This window comes from Variovorax sp. M-6 (assembly GCF_052114385.1).
In the GTDB taxonomy this organism is placed as follows: domain Bacteria; phylum Pseudomonadota; class Gammaproteobacteria; order Burkholderiales; family Burkholderiaceae_C; genus Variovorax.
In genome coordinates this window covers 140605-157957 of sequence record NZ_JBFREQ010000002.1, presented here as the reverse complement: position 1 = coordinate 157957, position 17353 = coordinate 140605, and the positions used below count along the sequence as shown (strand labels likewise).

The following is a 17353-nucleotide window of genomic DNA, read 5'->3' as shown; positions in this document are numbered from 1 at the left end:
TTCAACAACAGGAGACAACGCATGAAGTTTCAGTCCATTGCCCTCGCGGCGGCCATCGCGGCCGCCGGGCTGTCGTCCGCGATGCTGCCGACGCCCGCCCAGGCCCAGGCGGCGGGCGAGCAGTTCATTCCGCTCTTGGTCTACCGCACCGGCCAGTTCGCGCCGCTGGGCATCCCGTGGGCCGACGGCAAGCAGGACTACCTGAAGCTGGTGAATGCGCGCGACGGCGGCGTCAACGGCGTCAAGCTGGCGTACGAGGAATGCGAGACCGCCTACGACGCCGCCAAGGGCGTCGAGTGCTACGACCGGCTGAAGGCCAAGGGCACCGGCGCCTCGGGCTTCGATCCGCAATCGACCGGCATCACCTTCGCGGTCACCGACAAGGCGTTCAACGACAAGGTCTCGATCGAGACCATGGGCTACGGGCTCTCGCAGTCGGTCGACGGCACGGTGTTCGAATGGAACTTCCCGCTGCTGGGCACCTACTGGACCGCCACCGACGTGATCCTGCAGGACATCGCCAAGAAGGAGAAGGGCAGCCTCAAGGGCAAGAAGATCGCGCTGGTCTATCACGACTCGCCGTACGGCAAGGAGCCGATCCTGCTGCTGCAGAAGCTGGCGGCGCAGGACGGTTTCGAGCTGTCGCTGTTCCCCGTCACGCCGCCCGGCGTCGAGCAGAAGTCGACCTGGCTGCAGATCCGCCAGCAGCGCCCCGATTACGTGCTGTTCTGGAGCGCGGGCGTGATGACGCCCGCCGGCATCCGCGAGGCACAGGCCAGCGGCTTTCCGCGCGAGAAGATGTACTCGGTCTGGTGGGCCGGCTCCGACCACGACGTGAAGGACATCGGCGCGGGTGCCAAGGGCTACAACACGGTCACGATCCACAACAGCGCATCGCGCGACAAGGTGCACGACGACCTGAAGAAGTTCGTCTACGACAAGGGCCAGGGCACGGCGCCGAGCACCAGCGAGATCGGCGTGATGGCGCACACCCGGGGCATGATGATCGCGATGCTGCAGGTGGAAGCGATCCGCGCCGCGCAGGAGAAGTTCGGCAAGGGCAAGACGCTGACGCCCGAGCAGGTGCGCTGGGGCTACGAGAACCTCGACCTCACGGCCGACAAGCTCAAGGCGCTCGGATTCGGCGAGATCATGCGGCCGGTCAAGACCTCCTGCAGCAACCACATGGGCACCGACTGGGCCCGCGTCGCGCAATGGGACGGAGCCAAGTGGGTGGTGCAGTCCGACTGGTACCAGGCGCGCAAGGCCAACCTCGACCCGCTGGTGGCCGAGTATTCCGCCAAGTACGCGAAAGACAAGAACATCAAGCCGCGCAGCTGCAGCTGACACGGGCGCGGACTTCACAACCATGGTCACCGTCACCGCACCCGTCGCGCCCGTTGCACCCGCAGCACCGCTGCTGGACGTCAATGGCATCGAGGTCATCTACAACCATGTGATCCTGGTGCTCAAGGGCGTCTCGCTCACGGTGCCCGAGGGCGGCATCGTCGCGCTGCTGGGCGGCAACGGCGCCGGCAAGACGACCACGCTGCGCGCGGTGTCGAACCTGCTGGCGGGCGAGCGCGGCGCGGTGACCAAGGGCACGATCCAGCTGCGCGGCGAACGCATCGAGGCGCTCTCGCCCGCGGAGCTGGTGAAGCGCGGCCTGGTCCAGGTGATGGAGGGGCGCCACTGCTTCGCCCACCTGACGATCGAGGACAACCTGATGACCGGCGCCTACACGCGCAGCGACGGCAAGGCCGCGATCGCGCAGACGCTGGAGAAGGTCTACGCCTACTTCCCGCGCCTGAAGACGCGGCGCACCTCGCAGGCGGCCTACACCTCCGGCGGCGAGCAGCAGATGTGCGCCATCGGCCGCGCGCTGATGGCGAACCCGAACATGGTGCTGCTCGACGAGCCCTCGATGGGGCTGGCACCGCAGATCGTCGACGAGGTGTTCGGCATCGTGAAGGACCTGAACGAGAAGGAAGGCGTGACCTTCCTGCTGGCCGAGCAGAACACCAACATGGCGCTGCGCTATGCCGACTACGGCTACATCCTAGAGAACGGCCGCATCGTGATGGACGGCGAGGCGAAGAGCCTGCGCGAGAACGAGGACGTCAAGGAGTTCTACCTGGGCGTCGGCGGCGCGGACCGCAAGAGCTTCCGCGACGTGAAGAGCTACAAGCGCAGGAAGCGGTGGCTGGCATGAATGTGGCTCGCCACGAATGGGGCAGTGAATTGTTGGATGGGAGCGGACGGCGATGACCGACTACTACGACGCACTCGAAGTGCGCGACCCCGCCGAGCGCGAGCGCGACCTGCTGGCGGCGCTGCCGAAGCAGATCCTGCAGGCGCAGACCGCGACCGCGGCCTTCGCGAAGATCCTCGACGGCGTGAAGCCCGCCGAGATCGCGAGCCGTGCCGCGCTGGCGAAGCTGCCGGTGACGCGCAAGTCCGAACTGTTGGCGCTGCAGAAGGAGCGCCGCGCGAGCGACCCCTTCGGCGGCTTCTCGGCGATCCGCTTCGGGCCGCGCATGACGCGCGTGTTCGCGAGCCCCGGCACGATCTACGAACCGGAGGGCGAGGCGAGCGATTACTGGCGCACCGCACGCGCGCTGTACGCGGCGGGCTTCCGCGGCGGCGAACTGCTGCACAACAGCTTCAGCTACCACATGACCCCGGCCGGCTCGATCATGGAAAGCGGCGCGCGCGCGCTCGGCTGCACCGTGTTCGCAGGCGGCACCGGGCAGACCGAGCAGCAGGTGGAGGCCATCGCCGACCTGCGGCCCGCGGGCTACATCGGCACGCCGAGCTTCCTGAAGATCCTGATCGAGAAGGCGGCCGAGAAGAACATCGCCCTGCCCTCGCTCACCAAGGCGCTGGTGTCGGGCGAGGCCTTCCCGCCCAGCCTGCGCGACTGGATCGCCGAGCGCGGCGTGGCCGGCATGCAGTGCTACGCGAGCGCCGACCTGGGCCTCATCGCCTACGAGACCAGCGCCCGCGAAGGCCTGGTGCTCGACGAAGGCGTGGTCGTCGAGATCGTGCGGCCGGGCACCGGCGATCCGGTGCCGGAAGGCGAAGTCGGCGAAGTCGTGGTCACCACCCTGAACCCCGACTACCCGCTGATCCGCTTCGGCACCGGCGATCTGTCCGCCCTGCTGCCCGGGCACTGCCCCACGGGCCGCACCAACGCGCGCATCAAGGGCTGGCTCGGCCGCGCCGACCAGACCACCAAGGTGCGCGGCATGTTCGTTCATCCGGGCCAGGTGGCCGAGATCGCGCGGCGTTTTCCCGAAGTGCAGCGGGCGCGGCTGGTGGTCGAGGGCGAGATGGCCGACGACCGCATGACGCTGAAGGTGGAGTGCCCCGCAGCCCCTGAAGGCCTGGCCGGGCGCATCGCCGAGGCGATCCGCGACGTCACCAAGCTGCGCGGCACGGTCGAGCTCGTGGCGCCCGGCAGCCTGCCGAACGACGGCAAGGTGATCGAGGACGCGCGCAGCTACCAATAAGATGGCAAGCTGCGAACAGGAGCCACCGACATGACCATCCATGACCTGTACCAGCAGAAACTGGCACCCGCCGCCGAGGCGATCCGCCAGGTGCGCGACGGCGACCTGATCATCGTTCCCACCGGGGTCGGCGAGCCGCCCGCGCTGCTCACCGCCCTGTCCGAGCGGCGGCTCGACTTCCAGGACGTGAAGGTGGCGCAGATCCTCGCGATGCGCAAGTACGCCTACATCGACCCGGCAACCGCGCAGCACGTCCGCCACGTCGCCCTGTTCTTCGGCGGCGCGACCCGCGCGGGCGGGCAGGAAGGCTGGATCGACTTCATTCCGAACTATTTTTCGGAGATCCCGGCGCAGATCGAGCGCGGGCAGATTCCCGCCGACGTGGTCTTCAGCATGGCCTCGCCGATGGACGCCCATGGCTACTTCGCGCTGAGCCTGGGGGCCGACTACACCATGGCGGCCGTCGCCCGGGCGCGCGCGGTGGTGCTCGAGGTCAACCCCAACGTGCCCTTCGCGTACGGCAACTGCCACGTCCACATCTCGCAGGTCGCGGCGCTGGTCGAAAGCAGCGACCCCGTGCTGGAGGTCGGACTGCCGAAGATCGGCCCCGTGCAACAAGCCATCGGCAAGTACGTCGCCGACCTGATCGACGACGGCTCGACGTTGCAGATCGGCTACGGCGGCATTCCCGACGCCGTGGTCATGCAACTCACGGACAAGCGCGACCTCGGCATCCACACCGAGATGCTCGGCGACGGCATCCTGAAGCTGATCGAATCGGGCGCCGTCACCAACCGCCGCAAGAACTACCTGCCCGGCAAGACGGTGGCCACCTTCGCGCTCGGCTCGAACAAGCTGTACCGTTTCATGGACCGCAATCCGGCGGTGGAAATCCACCCCGTCGACTTCACCAACGATCCGTCGCTGGCGGGCCGCAACGACCACCTGATCGCCATCAACGCCACGCTGCAGATCGACCTGCTGGGCCAGTGCGGCTCGGAAAGCCTGGGCCATGCGCCCTTTTCCGGCACCGGCGGCCAGTCCGACTTCGTTCGCGCCGCCAACCGATCGCGCGGCGGCAAGGCCTTCATCGTGCTGCCCTCGACCGCCAAGGGCGACACCGTCTCGCGGATCGTGCCCTCGCTCTCGCCCGGCACGCACGTCAGCACGAGCAAGAACGACATCAACTACGTCGTCACGGAATACGGCGTCGCCCAACTGCGCGGCAAGTCGGCGAAGCAGCGGGCGCAGGAACTGATCGCCATCGCGCATCCGGACTTCCGCGCCGAACTGACCGAACAGGCCAGGCGTTCGAAGCTGCTTTGAAGCTCGGCCGCCCGGGGCCCACGGCCCGGCGCAAGTTCAGCGACGATCGCCGGAGATGTAGTGCTGCAACTGCTCGATGATGAAGGTCTGCTCTGAAATGATGCCCTTGACCAGATCCCCGATCGAGATCAGTCCGACCAGCTTGCCTTGGTCGATGACCGGCAGGTGGCGGATGCGGCTCTCGGTCATCAGCGCCATGCAGTCCTCCGTGGTCTGGTCCGGCCGCACGTAGATCACGGCCGGCGTCATGACATCGCGCAACGGCGTGTCCCTGGACGAACGCGCCAGCAGCACGACCTYGCGCGCGTAGTCGCGCTCGGTCACCATGCCGACGATCCGGTCGCCCTCCATCACGAGGAGCGCGCCGACGTTCTTCTCCGCCATCAATGCGACCGCTTCGAATACCGATGCCGAAGGCGCGATCGAATACACGGTCGCATCGCCCTTGGACTTGAGGATTTCCGCCACAGTTTTCATGTGTGCATTCTGCGCGGGCCGGGCAGTCGCCACAAGCCGGCGCGAGATACCCGCGCCGGCCGTGACAACTCATCGACACACCCTCAAGCGGAGCCGGGAGGGAGCCCCACCCCTTCGACCAGCAGCGGCAGCAGTTCCTCCGCCTTGCCATGCAGCACCGCAGTCGCCGAATGGTCGAGCGCCAGCGGCTCGGCGTTGAGCGTGATGAGCTGGCCGCCATTGGCCAGCGCCTGCTGCGGAAGGTCCGCGGCGGGGTAGACCACCGCCGTGCTGCCGACCAGCAGGAAGACGTCCGATTCCTGCGCGGCGACCTGGGCGTCGAGCAGCACGCCCTTGTTCAGCATCTCGCCGAACATCACCACGTCCGGACGCGCGCGCCGGCCGCAGCGGATGCAGCGGTGGAAGAGCCAGGGGCCGCGGCGGTTGCCGCAGTGGTCGCAGCGCCAGCGCCGCAGCGAACCGTGCAGCTCGAGCACGTCGGCGGCGCCTGCGCGGGTCAGGAGGCCGTCCACGTTCTGGGTCACGAGCCGGGTCGAAGGCCGCAGCCGCTGCAGGTGCGCCAGCGCGAGATGGCCGGGATTGGGCCGTGCCGCCTCGACCGCGAGCAGCCGCTGGGCCCAGAAGCGCGTGAAGCCCGCGGGGTCCCGCTCCAGATCCTGCGCATGGGAGAAGCGCACCGCCTCCTGGTTCATCCAGAGGCCGTCGGCATCGCGGTAGGTCGGAATGCCGGAGGCCTTGGACAGGCCGGCCCCCGAGAAAACCACGATGCGCCGGGCCGAGCGCAGCAATTCGCCGGCCAGTTCGAGCGCGATGCCTTCAGTCATGCGAGCCGCGGCCCATCTACCTGTCGAGCCCCGCCAGGCAGACGTACTTGATCTCGAGGAAGTCGTCGAGGCCGTACTTCGAACCCTCGCGGCCCAGGCCCGACTGCTTGACCCCGCCGAAGGGCGCCTCGGCGGTCGAGATCAGGCCGGTGTTGACGCCGACGATGCCGCATTCGAGCGCTTCCGCAACCCGCATGATGCGGCCGATGTCGCGGCTGTAGAAGTACGAGGCGAGTCCGAACTCGGTGGCGTTGGCCAGCGCGATCGCCTCGTCCTCGGTGTCGAAGGCGAAGACCGGCGCCAGCGGTCCGAAGGTCTCCTCGCGCGCCACCAGCATGTCGGCGGTGGCGCCGCCGATCACGGTCGGCTGGTAGAAGCGGCCGCCCAGCGCATGGCGCTGGCCGCCGGCCAGCACCTGGCCGCCCTTGGCGAGCGCGTCGGCCACGTGCTCCTCGATCTTCGCCACCGCCTTGTCGTCGATCAGCGGCCCTTGCGTGACGCCCGGCTCGGTGCCGTCGCCGACCTTGAGCGCGTTCACCTTGGCGACCAGCTTCCGCGTGAAGGCCTCGAGCACGCCGCGCTGCACGTAGATGCGGTTGGCGCAGACGCAGGTCTGGCCGGTGTTGCGGTACTTCGACACCATCGCGCCCTCGACCGCGGCGTCGACGTCGGCATCGTCGAAGACGATGAAGGGCGCATTCCCGCCGAGCTCCAGCGAGAGCTTCTTGATCGTGTCGGCCGACTGCTTCATCAGCGTGCGGCCGACCTCGGTCGAGCCGGTGAAGCTGAGCTTGCGCACGATCGGGCTGCGCGTCATCTCGCCGCCGATCTTCGAGGCCGAGCCGGTCAGCACCGACAAGAGCCCCTTGGGCACGCCGGCGCGATCGGCCAGCTCTGCAAAGGCCAGCGCCGAGAACGGTGTCTGGGTCGCCGGCTTGACCACCATCGCGCAGCCGGCGGCCAGTGCCGGGCCGGCCTTGCGCGTCAGCATGGCGGTCGGGAAGTTCCAGGGCGTGATCGCCGCCGTGACTCCGACCGGCTGCTTGAGCGCCAGGATGCGGCGGTCGGACTGCGGCGCCGGGATGGTGTCGCCGTACACCCGGCGCGCCTCCTCGGCGAACCATTCGATGAACGACGCCGCGTAGGCGATCTCGCCCTTGCTCTCGGCCAGCGGCTTGCCCTGCTCGGTGGTCATGATCAGCGCCAGGTCGTCCTGGTTGGCGAGCATCAGGTCGTTGAGCTTGCGCAGGATGGCCGAGCGCTCCTTGGCCGGGCGCCTGGCCCAGGCGCGCTGCGCGACCTCGGCGGCGGCGATGGCGCGCACGGTCTCGGCGGTGCCGCACATCGGCACTCGGCCGATTTCCTGGCCGTTGGCGGGGTTGTTCACGGGAATGGTCTGGCGGTCGTCCGCATCGACCCACTCGCCCGCGATGAAAACCTGCTGGCGCAGCAGGCTCGGATCCTTCAGTTTCAACATTGCTTGCACTCCAGGTCTGGCTTGACAGGCTGGCACGATACCCGCGATGGCCTCGACCCACAGGGGCGCGGCGAAAAATCACGGTTCGTGCACGTTCCTTGGCCTGGATCAGGACTTGGGGAAAATCAGCTTTCGTCAGGTTCCGGTCAGCCGATAAACTCGCGGCCTTTCTATTCGGAGACAGCATGAAAAAACTGCTCGCTATCACGGCGATCGCCGCCGCCACCGTGGGCGTCCATGCCCAGGAATTCCCGGGCAGCAAGCCCATCAGCATCGTGGTGCCGTTCTCCGCCGGCGGCCCGACCGACCGCGTCGCGCGCGACCTCGCGGAAGCGCTGCGCAAGCCCCTGGGCGGCATCAGCATCGTGATCGACAACGTCCCAGGCGCCGGCAGCTCGATCGGCGCGGCCAAGGTGGCGCGCGCCAACCCGGACGGCTACACCCTGCTCCTGAACCACATCGGCATGTCGACCATCCCGACGCTGGTGCGCAACGTGCCGTTCAAGGTCGAGACCGACTTCGAATACCTCGGCATCGTCAACGACGTGCCGATGACGCTGATCGCCAAGCCGACGATGGCGGCCAACAACTACAAGGAACTGAGCGCCTGGATCGCCGCCAACAAGGGCAAGATCAACCTCGGCAACGCCGGCATCGGCTCGGCCTCGCACCTGTGCGGCCTGCTCTACCAGAGCGCGATGAAGACCGAGATGACGGCGGTGCCGTACAAGGGCACGGCACCCGCGATCACCGACCTGATCGGCGGCCAGATCGACCTGCTGTGCGACCAGACCACCAACACCTCGCCGCAGATCGAGGCCAAGAAGGTCAAGGCCTATGCCGTGACCACGTCCAAGCGCCTGACGACGCCGCTGCTGAAGAACCTGCCGACGCTCCAGGAAGAGGGCCTGAAGGACTTCGAGGTGACGATCTGGCACGGCCTCTACGCGCCCAAGGGCACGCCGCCGGCCATCGCCAAGAAGCTCAACGACGCGCTCAAGGTCGCCCTCAAGGACCCCGAGTTCATCAAGAAGCAGGAAGGCCTGGGCGCCGTGGTGGCAAGCGATGGCCGCGTCGAGCCCGAGGGCCACAAGAAATTCGTGGCGGCCGAAATCGCGAAGTGGAGCCCGATCATCAAGGCCGCGGGCGTCTACGCCGATTGATTGTTGCTCGCCCCCAGGTTGGGCTCACTTCGTGTAGCCCGCCCACCCCCTGCCGGGGGCGCAGTCAGCGGCCCGGCTAAGCCGGTTCCGCGACTGCCCACGAACGGGCGCGCTGCGCGCGGCCGAAGAACAAACACGGCGCCAGTATTCCCCGGCCGGCGCAGCCAGGCCCGTTGGTGAAACACCGCGGAACTGGCTTTGCCAGGCCGCTGGTGTTGCCCCCGGCAGGGGGTGGGCGCCCGGACACGAAGTGCCGGGCAACCTGGGGGCGAGCAACACCTACTTTGGGCGGATGGCGTCGGCGGTGCCTTGGATGAACGCCTTGATTTTCTCGACGTCCTCGGCGGTCAGCTTGCCGCTGAAGTCCGGCATGCCGCGGTCGGTCGCCGGGCCCTTGAAGACGAACTTGTCGAGGTTCTCGATGTACGACGAGTTCATGTAGCCCAGGTTCGGGATGTTGCCGCCGCGGTCGACGCCGGGCACCCCGTGGCAGAAGACGCAGTTGCTCACGTACAGATAGGTCCCGGCCTCCACTTTGGCGGGGTCGTACTTGACGCCCTGCAGCAGCTTGTCCATGCGGTACTGCACGAACTCCGGCTTGGGCGCGTTGCCGCCGACTGCGAAGGTGTAGACCGTGCCCGGGCCCTGGCGCTCGGTGGCTCGCTGTGCCAGGCCATAGACGCCGCCCCAGCCGACCGCGACCGAGACGTACTGCTTGCCGTCGACCATGAAGGTGGCCGGCGCCGCCACCACGCCGGTGCCGGTGGGCGTTTCCCAGAGTTTCTCGCCGCTCTTGGCGTTGTAGGCCACCAGTCGCCCGTCTGCCGTGCCCTGGAACACCAGGTTGCCGGCCGTCGTCAGGGTGCCGCCGTTCCACGGCGACACGTAGTCGACGCCCCAGGCCTCCTTCTGCGCGATCGGGTCCCACGCGACCAGCCGACCCATCGGCTTGCTGGTCGGCGGCTCGGCGTTGGCGAACTTGGCGGTGTTCCAGCCCAGCGCCGCATGCGGCCTGCCCGGTGCGTTCTCGTTGAACTTCCAGGCCTTGTCATCCATCAGGTTCAGCGGCACGTGCTGCGCCGGCAGATAGGCCAGCCCGGTCTGCGGATTGAAGGACATCGGGTGCCAGTTGTGGGCGCCGAAGGGCCCCGGGATGCTGTCGTTGGGCTTGGTGCCGTCGCGCGCCGAGGCCACCTCGATCGGACGGCCGTTCTTGTCGTAGCCCGTGGCCCAGTTGACCTGGACGAAGTTCTTCGCCGAGATGAACTTACCGTTGGTGCGGTCGATGACGAAGAAGAAGCCGTTCTTGGGCGCGTGCAGGATCACCTTGCGCGGCTTGTTGTCGACCTTGATGTCGGCCAAGATCATCGGCTGGGTCGAGGTGTAGTCCCAGTTGTCGCCGGGCGTCTCCTGGTAGTGCCACTTGTACTTGCCGGTGTCGGGGTCGAGCGCCACGATCGACGCCAGGTAGAGGTTGTCGCCGCCCTTCGGGCTGCGCAGGCTGCGGGCCCAGGGCGAACCGTTGCCGGTGCCGACGTACATCAGGTTCAGTTCGGGGTCGAAGGTGAGCGAATCCCAGGCGGTGCCGCCGCCGCCCGATTCCCAGTACTTGTTGCTCGGGTCCCAGGTCTTCGCCGCCTTGGCCATCGAGGCGTCCTCGAAGGGCTTGGACGGATCGCCCGGCACCACGAACCAGCGCCACTTCTGCTCGCCCGAGGCGGCGTCGTAGGCCGTGACGTAGCCGCGCACGCCGTACTCGGCGCCGCCGTTGCCGATGATCACCTTGCCCTTGAAGACGCGCGGCGCGCCGGTGATGGTGTAGGCGCGGCTGTGGTCGATGATGGTGTCCTTCTCCCACACCACCTGGCCGGTGGCGGCGTCGAGCGCGATCAGGCGGCCGTCGTACGCGCCCACGTAGACCTTGCCCTGGTGCAGCGCCACGCCGCGGTTGACCACGTCGCAGCAGCCCTTGAAGCCCTTCGAGCGGTCGACCTTCGGGTCGTAGGTCCAGATCTTCTTGCCGGTGCGCGCATCGATCGCGTGCACCACGCTCCAGGAGGCCGTGACGTACATGATGCCGTCGACCACCAGCGGCGTGGCCTCGACGCCGCGTGTGGACTGCAGGTCGTAGGACCAGACCAGGCCCAGGTCCTTCACGTTGCCGGTGTTGACCTGGTCGAGCTTGCTGAAGCGGGTTTCGGCGTAGTCGAGGCCGTGGCTGGGCCAGTCGGGCGTCTTGGCCGCATTGGCCCGGATGAAGGCGCCGTCGACGCGCTGCGTGGCGGCCTTGATGTGCTCCGGCGACCCTTTGGCCGTCTGTGCCAGGGCGCTCGCGGCGCCCAGGCACAGCAGCGCGCCGAGCGCCAGCGCGGCATGGGATTTCGTCATCGTGTCGTCTCCTGTCGTTGTGAGACGAAGGATCGTGCGCGCCGGCGCTTTGAGCATCCTCGGGATTTCCCTAGACCCGGACTGTTCCATTGCGGAACAAATTCGACCCTTTTCCCTGCCCTGGAGGCGCCCGTGCCCCTTCGCACCCCGGCCGGCGGCCCCCTGCGGCTGTTCGCCACCACGCCGGCCGAGCGCGTCGCGCTGGCGCGGACCCAGTTCTTCGAGGAAGGCGTGCGCCCTTCCGGGCTGGTCGGCGAGGCCGTCATCCAGTCCTGGATGCGCTGCGCGCGCACCCATGCCGACACCCGCCGCGCGGTGTCCTTCCATGCGGTCACGCCGAGCCGCCTGCATGCCACGCTGGCGCGCAACCGCGAACTGCTGGAGGCTGCGCGCAGCGAACTGGTGAGCATGGAGAGCTCGCTGGCCGGCACCGACTGCCGCGTGCTGCTGACCGATGCGCAGGGCGTGATCGTCCACGTGACGCACCACCCGGCCGCGCCCCAGCAGCCGATCCTGCACCGCACGGCGCGGCTGGGCGTCAACATCGCCGAGAGCGTGGTCGGCACCACCGCGCCCGGCATCGTGGCGAGCACCGGCCAGGCCTGCACGGTCGACGGCGCGGAGCACTATTTCGAATGCCTGCGGGCCATGCAATGCGCCGCGGCACCGATCCGCGACGTGCACGGGCAACTGGCCGGCGTGCTCGACCTGTCGGTGGAGTCGCGCCGCTTCGGCTTCGATGCGGCCTCGATGGTCGCGCTCTACGCCACCACGATCGAGAACCGCCTGCTGCTGGCGCAGTCGCGCGACCGCCTGGTGCTGCGCTTCCAGGCCGACCCGACGCTGCTGGGCACACCGCTCGAGGCGCTGGCCGGCATCGCCGCCGATGGCACGGTGGCCTGGCTCAACGCGGCCGGCGCGCGGCTGATCGGCGGCCTGCCCGAGGCGGGCCCCTGCGACGTCGAGCTGCTGTTCGGCTTCGACGTCGCCGGGCTGCTGCGCATCGGCCGCCGCGAAGCCGCACAGCCGGTGCGCCTCGCAAGCGGGCTGGGCGTCTGGCTGCAGGCCCGGATGCAAGCGCGGGACGGCATCGATTTCCGCCACGCCGTGAGCGTGCCCGCCGCGACGCCGGTGCCGCCCGAGGCGCCGGCTGCCGCCGCGGACGCACCGCCGCAGTCGGCCGATGCCACGGACCCGGACGAAGGCGATGCCACCCTGCAAGGGCGCAGCCGCAAGCTGATCGAGGAAACCCTGGCCGCGCACCACGGCAATATCTCGCATGCGGCGCGGCAGCTGCAGGTGTCGCGCGGCACGCTCTACCGCCGGCTCAGGCGATGGCGCGAGGACGACAGCGCCGAGGAGCGATCGGCGCATCGCCCGGCGTGACAGGCGACGACGCGGCCTCCCGGGCGGCCCCGTCCGATACCGCTTCGGGTCGCCCCAGCGCCCGCACAACCGTTACACAGTGTTCTGTCATCCGGCAGCGGGCCAGGGCGTTGTACCTTCAGCCAGTCCCGATTCGGGGGCTGGCCAGACGTCCCAAAACCTCACTCCAACTTCGACGCTCAAATGAAACGCACTCTTCTCGCTCTCGTGGCCGCCGCCTTCGCCCTCGCCGCCGGCTCTTCGTTTGCCGCAACGCCTGCGGATTCCGGCGTGACCGCCGCGCCCGCCGCAGCCAAGACCAAGGCCAAGTCGACCAAGCACTCGACCCACAAGACCTCGCACAAGGTCGCCCACAAGAAGGCGGCGAAGACTGCGGCCTGAACCGGCCCACCCTGACGAAGCCCCTTCGGGGGCTTTTTCATTGGCTGGCCGGCGCGGGGCGCTCAAGCCGCGTCGACCGCCGCCGCGCGCTCGCGCCGCGCCTTCGAATTCGGATGCAGCGGCCGCAGGTACTCGTGGAGCGGCAGCGCAGCCGCCCCGACCGCAGGTGCCCACTCGCCGTAGCGCGCCGGGCGCACCACCGGCGGCGGCAGGCCGGCACTCTCGGCGTAGCGCCGCACGGTGGCGATCGCACCCGCCAGAAAGTCCGGATGCGCATCGCAGGACTTGCCGCCGACCACGATCGCCCGCGGCTCGAAGGTGACCCACAGGTTCTGCAGCAGCACCCCGAGGTAGCGGGCGGCGCGCGCCGGGCCGTCCGCATCGCGGTCGAGCACGCGCGAGCCCAGGAACACTTCGGCGCAGCCCTGGCGCCCGCACGAGCAGCGCGGGCCGTCGATCTGCAGCACGGTGTGTCCGATCTCGCCGGCCATCCCGCGCGCGCCGATGAACAGGCGGTCGTTGAGCACGATGCCGGCCCCGACGCCGACGTCGCAGCTGACGAAGATCAGCGGATCCTCGCCCTCGCCGTCCGAGAACTCGAATTCGCCCAGCGCGGCCGCGTCGGCGTCGTTCTGCAGCTGCACCGCGACATCCGACACGCCTTCGTGCGCCAGCGCCTCGGTCAGCCCCGGCAACAGGCTCAGTTCGCGCCAACCCAGGTTGGGCGCGAAGCGCACCGTGCCGCTGGCGTCGTCCACCGCGCCCGGCACGCCGACGCCGATGCCCGACAGCTGCAGGCCCGCGGCCAGCAGGTGCGCGTGCGCCGCCGCCGCCATGCGCGCGACCTGCGCGCACACCACCGGCGGCGCATGATCGGCCAGCGGCTGCGATTCGGCGTACAGCACCTCGCCCTGCAGCGACACGCAGACCACGCGCACCACCTCGATCGCGATCTCGACGCCGACCAGCGCGCGCACGCCGACGTTGATCGACAGCGGCGTCGACGGCCGGCCCAGGCCGTCGGCCACCGGCGGGCCGGCCTCGTCGAGCCAGCCGTCGTCGAGCAGTTCGCGCACCAGCAGGCTCACGGTCGACTTGGTCAGGCCGCTTTCCGCGGCAAGCCGGGCGCGCGACAGCCCCGGCCGCGCCCGCAGCAGGCGCAGCAGCACGCTGCGGTTGATGCGCTTGACCAGCTGCTGGTCGCCCGTGGTCTTCATCCGGCCCGGCCTCAGTCCGCTCGCCGGGCCGCCCCAGGGGCAGGCTGCGCCCTCTCGGGGGGCAGCGACGACACGCAGTGCGGAGCGTGGGGGCTCCGCTCGCCGCCGGGCCGCCCCCAGGCGGGCGGCACCCCCTCGGGGGGCAGCGACGACACGCAGTGCGGAGCGTGGGGGCTCATAGCCCCTTCGCGTGCTCGGCCTGCGCCTTGCCGTCGGGCCGCTTGCCGGCAATGATCATTCCAAGCACCTCGTCCTCGGTCACGTCCGCCGTGCGGTAGGTGCCGACCAGCCGGCCGTTCTTCATGACCGCCAGCCGGTCGCTGAGGCCGAACACGTCGGGCATGTCGTGCGTGATCAGGAAGATGCCGACACCGTCGGCCTTCAATTGCTTGACCAGCGCGCCGACCATCGCCGTCTCTTCCGGACCGAGCGCGGCACAGGGCTCGTCCATGATCAGGATGCGCGCGTTGAAGTACAGCGCCCGCGAGATCGCCACCACCTGCCGCTGGCCGCCCGACAGGCGCCGCACCGGCACCCGGATGTTGGTGAAGTTCTTGTTGAGGCGATGAAAGACCTTGCGCGCCTGGCCTTCCATGAAGTGGTCGTCCAGCGTGCGCCACGGCGTGAGCTTCTCGCGGCCGAGGAACAGGTTGGCGACCGAGTCGAGGTTGTCGGCCAGCGCCAGCGTCTGGTAGATCGTCTCGATGCCCTGTGCCTGGGCTTCGGAGGGCGTGCGGATCGTCACCTTCTCGCCCGCGATCAGCGTCTCGCCCGAGTCGATCGGGTAGGCACCCGCGAGCATCTTCATCAGGGTCGACTTGCCGGCGCCGTTGTGGCCGAGCAGCGCGACCACTTCGCCGGCATAGAGGTTGACGCTGACGCCGTCGACCGCCTTCACGCCGCCGAAGGCCTTGCGGATCTCGCGCAGTTCGACCAGGGGTGGCGCGGCGGGCATCTCAGTTCTCTCCAAAGCGCTTGCGATACAGGACGTCGAACACCACCGCGACGATCAGCACCTGCCCGATGATCACCATCCGCTTGCCGATCGGCACGTCGAGCAGCAGCATGCCGCTGTCGAGCGACTGCATGATCAGCGCCCCGAGCACCGAGCCGAAGATCGAGCCGCTGCCGCCGGCCAGCGCCGTGCCGCCGATCACCGCGGCGGCGATCACGTACAGCTCCATGCCGGTGCCCAGCGAATTGGTGCCGGCATTGAGCCGCGCGATCGAGACGATCGCCGCGATGGTCACCAGCACCGCCAGCAGCGCGAACAGCAGCAGCGTCACGCGCTTGACCGGGATGCCGACCAGCGCCGCCGCGTCGGGGTTGCCGCCCATCGCGAACACGTAGCGGCCGAAGCGGGTGCGATGCACGATGAAGGACAGCACCACCGCCACCACGGCCCAGATCAGCACCGGGATCGGGATGCCCTGGGCCTCGGTCTTGGACGAGATCTGGTAGTTGTTCATGGTGGCGGCGAAGGCGAACACCACCGCCACCGGGATCGCGGTCAGGAGCAGGTCCAGCCATAGCGGCTCGACCGGCATCTCGTGGCGCTGCCGCGCACGACGCTTCTGCAGCATGCGGGCGAACAGCACGATGCCCACGAGCCCGGCGAGCACCCAGGTCGCGGTGGTGCCGATGCCGCCGTCGTAGCCGCCGCCCAGGCGCTGGAAGAACTCGTCGTTGACCGGCTGCGTCTTGCCGTCGGCGACCAGGAAGGCGGCGCCGCGAAAGGACATCAGTCCGCCCAGCGTGACCACGAAGGACGGCACGCCCAGCACCGCGGTGAGCCCGCCCTGGTAGAGCGACACCAGCAGCGCCACGGCCAGCCCCGCCAGGCAGGCCGCCGGCCACGACCAGCCCGCGCTGTACTGGAGGTAGGCGATCAGCACGCCGACGAAACCCATCACCGAACCGACCGACAGATCGATGTGGCGCGCGACGATGACCAGCACCATCACGGTCGAGACGATGCCGACCACTGCGGTCTGCTGGGCGATGTTGTAGAGATTCTCGGGCGACAGGAAGACGCCGCCCGACATCACGTGGAACACGATCGCCATCGCCACCAGCAGCACGCTCATGAGCAGCAGCCGGAGGTCGACGCCGCTGCGGCGCCACAGGCCGGGGGCGGAACTCATGGGGCTACGGCTACTTGCAGGCGGCCGGGGCCTTGTCGCCGCTGACGCCCTTGCAGAGCTCGTCCTTCTTGATCCAGCCCGCCTTCACGACCACGTCGAGGTTGTCGCGCGTGATCGGCACCGGCGTCAGGAAGCGCGAGGAGATCGCCACCTTCTTCTCGCCGCCGCTCCAGTCGGTCGCCTTCTCGGCCGGCTTGCCGCTGGCCAGCGCGACCGCCGCCGAGGCCGCTTCGCGGCCCAGCTCGCGCGAATCCTTCCAGACCGACACCGTCTGCGTGCCGAGCGCGATCCGGTTCAGCGCCGCGAAGTCGGCGTCCTGGCCCGACACCGGGATGCCGCGGATGCCCTTGGCCGTGAGCGCCGCCACCGCGCCGCCGGCAGTGCCGTCGTTCGAGGCCACCACGGCGTCGACCTTGTTGCCGGCCTTGGTGAGGATCTGCTCCATGTTCTTCTGCGCCACCTCGGGCTTCCAGCCGTCGGTGAACTCGTCGCCGACGATCTTGATGTCGCCCTTCTTGACCGCCTCGGCGATCACCTCCTGCTGGCCGGCCCGCAGGAAGTTGGCGTTCGGATCGGTCGGCGAGCCCTTGATCATCACGTAGTTGCCCTTGGGCTGGACCTTGTAGACCGCGCGCGCCTGCATTCGCCCGACCTCGGTGTTGTCGAAGGTGATGTAGAACACGCCGGGCGTCTCGATCAGCCGGTCGTAGGCCACCACCGGCACCTTCTGCTTCATCGCCTTGTTGACCGCCGGCAGGATCGCGTCCTTGTCCATCGCGAGCACGATCAGCGCCTTGGCGCCCTTCGACATCAGGCCCTCGATGTCGCCGAGCTGCTTCTCGGGCGAGCCGCCGGCGTCGGCGCTGATGTACTTGGCGCCCAGCTTCTCGAGCTGGGCCTTGATCGCCGCCTCGTCGGTCTTCCAGCGCTCTTCCTGGAAATTGGACCAGCTCACGCCGACCACGGTCTGGGCGGCGGCGCCGAGGGCGCTGAGGCCCAGGGCCAGGGTGGTCAGGGCAGGAAGAGTGCGGGCGAGCTTCATGTGTCGTCTCCAGCTT

15 protein-coding genes are annotated in these 17353 nt (G+C 68.8%); 7 read left to right on the top strand and 8 right to left on the bottom strand.

Translation table 11 applies throughout. The features are described 5' to 3' along the window. The first annotated feature begins 21 nt into the window (after positions 1 to 21). Genes AB4Z46_RS03225 through AB4Z46_RS03210 form a run of 4 tightly spaced genes read left to right on the top strand, consistent with a single transcriptional unit; the run spans position 22 to position 4838 of the window. Positions 22 to 1347 (top strand): ABC transporter substrate-binding protein, encoded by a 1326-nt coding sequence (locus AB4Z46_RS03225; RefSeq protein WP_442282030.1) that lies wholly within the window; start codon positions 22 to 24, stop codon positions 1345 to 1347. Between the two features lie 22 nt (positions 1348 to 1369). Further along, entirely contained in the window at positions 1370 to 2212 is an 843-nt protein-coding gene (locus tag AB4Z46_RS03220; RefSeq protein WP_442282029.1) for an ABC transporter ATP-binding protein, read from the top strand. A gap of 52 nt (positions 2213 to 2264) precedes the next feature. Beyond that, positions 2265 to 3512: a phenylacetate--CoA ligase family protein gene (locus AB4Z46_RS03215; protein WP_442282028.1), complete on the top strand. Its 1248-nt coding sequence runs from the start codon at positions 2265 to 2267 to the stop codon at positions 3510 to 3512. A 30-nt stretch (positions 3513 to 3542) separates the two neighbouring features. Continuing rightward, positions 3543 to 4838 (top strand): acetyl-CoA hydrolase/transferase family protein, encoded by a 1296-nt coding sequence (locus AB4Z46_RS03210; RefSeq protein ID WP_442282027.1) that lies wholly within the window; start codon positions 3543 to 3545, stop codon positions 4836 to 4838. A gap of 36 nt (positions 4839 to 4874) precedes the next feature. On the opposite strand, the gene AB4Z46_RS03205 is transcribed toward AB4Z46_RS03210, so the two are convergent. The 3 genes from AB4Z46_RS03205 to AB4Z46_RS03195 all read right to left on the bottom strand — a co-directional run bounded on the left by AB4Z46_RS03205 (position 4875) and on the right by AB4Z46_RS03195 (position 7616). Further along, positions 4875 to 5315, bottom strand: coding sequence for a CBS domain-containing protein (locus tag AB4Z46_RS03205; protein ID WP_442282026.1), 441 nt, complete (start codon positions 5313 to 5315; stop codon positions 4875 to 4877). Positions 5316 to 5398: 83 nt separating this feature from the next. Then, positions 5399 to 6139: an SIR2 family NAD-dependent protein deacylase gene (locus AB4Z46_RS03200; protein ID WP_442282025.1), complete on the bottom strand. Its 741-nt coding sequence runs from the start codon at positions 6137 to 6139 to the stop codon at positions 5399 to 5401. Between the two features lie 16 nt (positions 6140 to 6155). After that, positions 6156 to 7616 carry an NAD-dependent succinate-semialdehyde dehydrogenase gene (locus tag AB4Z46_RS03195; protein ID WP_442282024.1) on the bottom strand — a complete coding sequence of 487 codons (1461 nt, stop codon included), beginning with the start codon at positions 7614 to 7616 and terminating at the stop codon, positions 6156 to 6158. Between the two features lie 185 nt (positions 7617 to 7801). Between AB4Z46_RS03195 and AB4Z46_RS03190 the strand changes: the two genes are divergently transcribed. Then, positions 7802 to 8779 (top strand): tripartite tricarboxylate transporter substrate-binding protein, encoded by a 978-nt coding sequence (locus tag AB4Z46_RS03190; RefSeq protein WP_442282023.1) that lies wholly within the window; start codon positions 7802 to 7804, stop codon positions 8777 to 8779. Positions 8780 to 9058: 279 nt separating this feature from the next. Here the strand turns inward: AB4Z46_RS03190 and AB4Z46_RS03185 are convergent, their stop codons facing one another. Further along, positions 9059 to 11167, bottom strand: coding sequence for a PQQ-dependent dehydrogenase, methanol/ethanol family (locus tag AB4Z46_RS03185; protein ID WP_442282022.1), 2109 nt, complete (start codon positions 11165 to 11167; stop codon positions 9059 to 9061). Positions 11168 to 11299: 132 nt separating this feature from the next. On the opposite strand from AB4Z46_RS03185, the gene AB4Z46_RS03180 reads away from it, so the two are divergent. Further along, positions 11300 to 12553: a helix-turn-helix domain-containing protein gene (locus AB4Z46_RS03180; RefSeq protein WP_442282021.1), complete on the top strand. Its 1254-nt coding sequence runs from the start codon at positions 11300 to 11302 to the stop codon at positions 12551 to 12553. 183 nt (positions 12554 to 12736) lie between these two features. Beyond that, complete coding sequence (locus tag AB4Z46_RS03175; protein WP_442282020.1) at positions 12737 to 12934, top strand: hypothetical protein; 198 nt, start codon at positions 12737 to 12739, stop codon at positions 12932 to 12934. A 62-nt stretch (positions 12935 to 12996) separates the two neighbouring features. Here the strand turns inward: AB4Z46_RS03175 and AB4Z46_RS03170 are convergent, their stop codons facing one another. The 4 genes from AB4Z46_RS03170 to xylF all read right to left on the bottom strand — a co-directional run bounded on the left by AB4Z46_RS03170 (position 12997) and on the right by xylF (position 17337). Continuing rightward, entirely contained in the window at positions 12997 to 14151 is a 1155-nt protein-coding gene (locus tag AB4Z46_RS03170) for an ROK family transcriptional regulator (protein WP_442282019.1), read from the bottom strand. Between the two features lie 175 nt (positions 14152 to 14326). Continuing rightward, a complete protein-coding gene (locus AB4Z46_RS03165) occupies positions 14327 to 15106 on the bottom strand; it encodes an ATP-binding cassette domain-containing protein (protein ID WP_442282018.1) in 780 nt (259 codons plus the stop codon). Position 15107: 1 nt separating this feature from the next. After that, positions 15108 to 16295, bottom strand: coding sequence for a sugar ABC transporter permease (locus tag AB4Z46_RS03160; protein WP_442282017.1), 1188 nt, complete (start codon positions 16293 to 16295; stop codon positions 15108 to 15110). A gap of 10 nt (positions 16296 to 16305) precedes the next feature. Beyond that, positions 16306 to 17337 (bottom strand): D-xylose ABC transporter substrate-binding protein, encoded by a 1032-nt coding sequence (gene xylF / locus AB4Z46_RS03155; RefSeq protein WP_442282016.1) that lies wholly within the window; start codon positions 17335 to 17337, stop codon positions 16306 to 16308. Between the last annotated feature and the right edge of the window lie 16 nt (positions 17338 to 17353).

Coding starts and splice junctions, on each gene's coding strand:
- AB4Z46_RS03225 (WP_442282030.1), top strand. CDS start 22: ATGAAGTTTCAGTCCATTGCCCTCGCGGCGGCCATCGCGGCCGCCGGG.
- AB4Z46_RS03220 (WP_442282029.1), top strand. CDS start 1,370: ATGGTCACCGTCACCGCACCCGTCGCGCCCGTTGCACCCGCAGCACCG.
- AB4Z46_RS03215 (WP_442282028.1), top strand. CDS start 2,265: ATGACCGACTACTACGACGCACTCGAAGTGCGCGACCCCGCCGAGCGC.
- AB4Z46_RS03210 (WP_442282027.1), top strand. CDS start 3,543: ATGACCATCCATGACCTGTACCAGCAGAAACTGGCACCCGCCGCCGAG.
- AB4Z46_RS03200 (WP_442282025.1), bottom strand. CDS start 6,139: ATGACTGAAGGCATCGCGCTCGAACTGGCCGGCGAATTGCTGCGCTCG.
- AB4Z46_RS03195 (WP_442282024.1), bottom strand. CDS start 7,616: ATGTTGAAACTGAAGGATCCGAGCCTGCTGCGCCAGCAGGTTTTCATC.
- AB4Z46_RS03190 (WP_442282023.1), top strand. CDS start 7,802: ATGAAAAAACTGCTCGCTATCACGGCGATCGCCGCCGCCACCGTGGGC.
- AB4Z46_RS03185 (WP_442282022.1), bottom strand. CDS start 11,167: ATGACGAAATCCCATGCCGCGCTGGCGCTCGGCGCGCTGCTGTGCCTG.
- AB4Z46_RS03175 (WP_442282020.1), top strand. CDS start 12,737: ATGAAACGCACTCTTCTCGCTCTCGTGGCCGCCGCCTTCGCCCTCGCC.
- AB4Z46_RS03170 (WP_442282019.1), bottom strand. CDS start 14,151: ATGAAGACCACGGGCGACCAGCAGCTGGTCAAGCGCATCAACCGCAGC.
- AB4Z46_RS03165 (WP_442282018.1), bottom strand. CDS start 15,106: ATGCCCGCCGCGCCACCCCTGGTCGAACTGCGCGAGATCCGCAAGGCC.
- AB4Z46_RS03160 (WP_442282017.1), bottom strand. CDS start 16,295: ATGAGTTCCGCCCCCGGCCTGTGGCGCCGCAGCGGCGTCGACCTCCGG.
- xylF (WP_442282016.1), bottom strand. CDS start 17,337: ATGAAGCTCGCCCGCACTCTTCCTGCCCTGACCACCCTGGCCCTGGGC.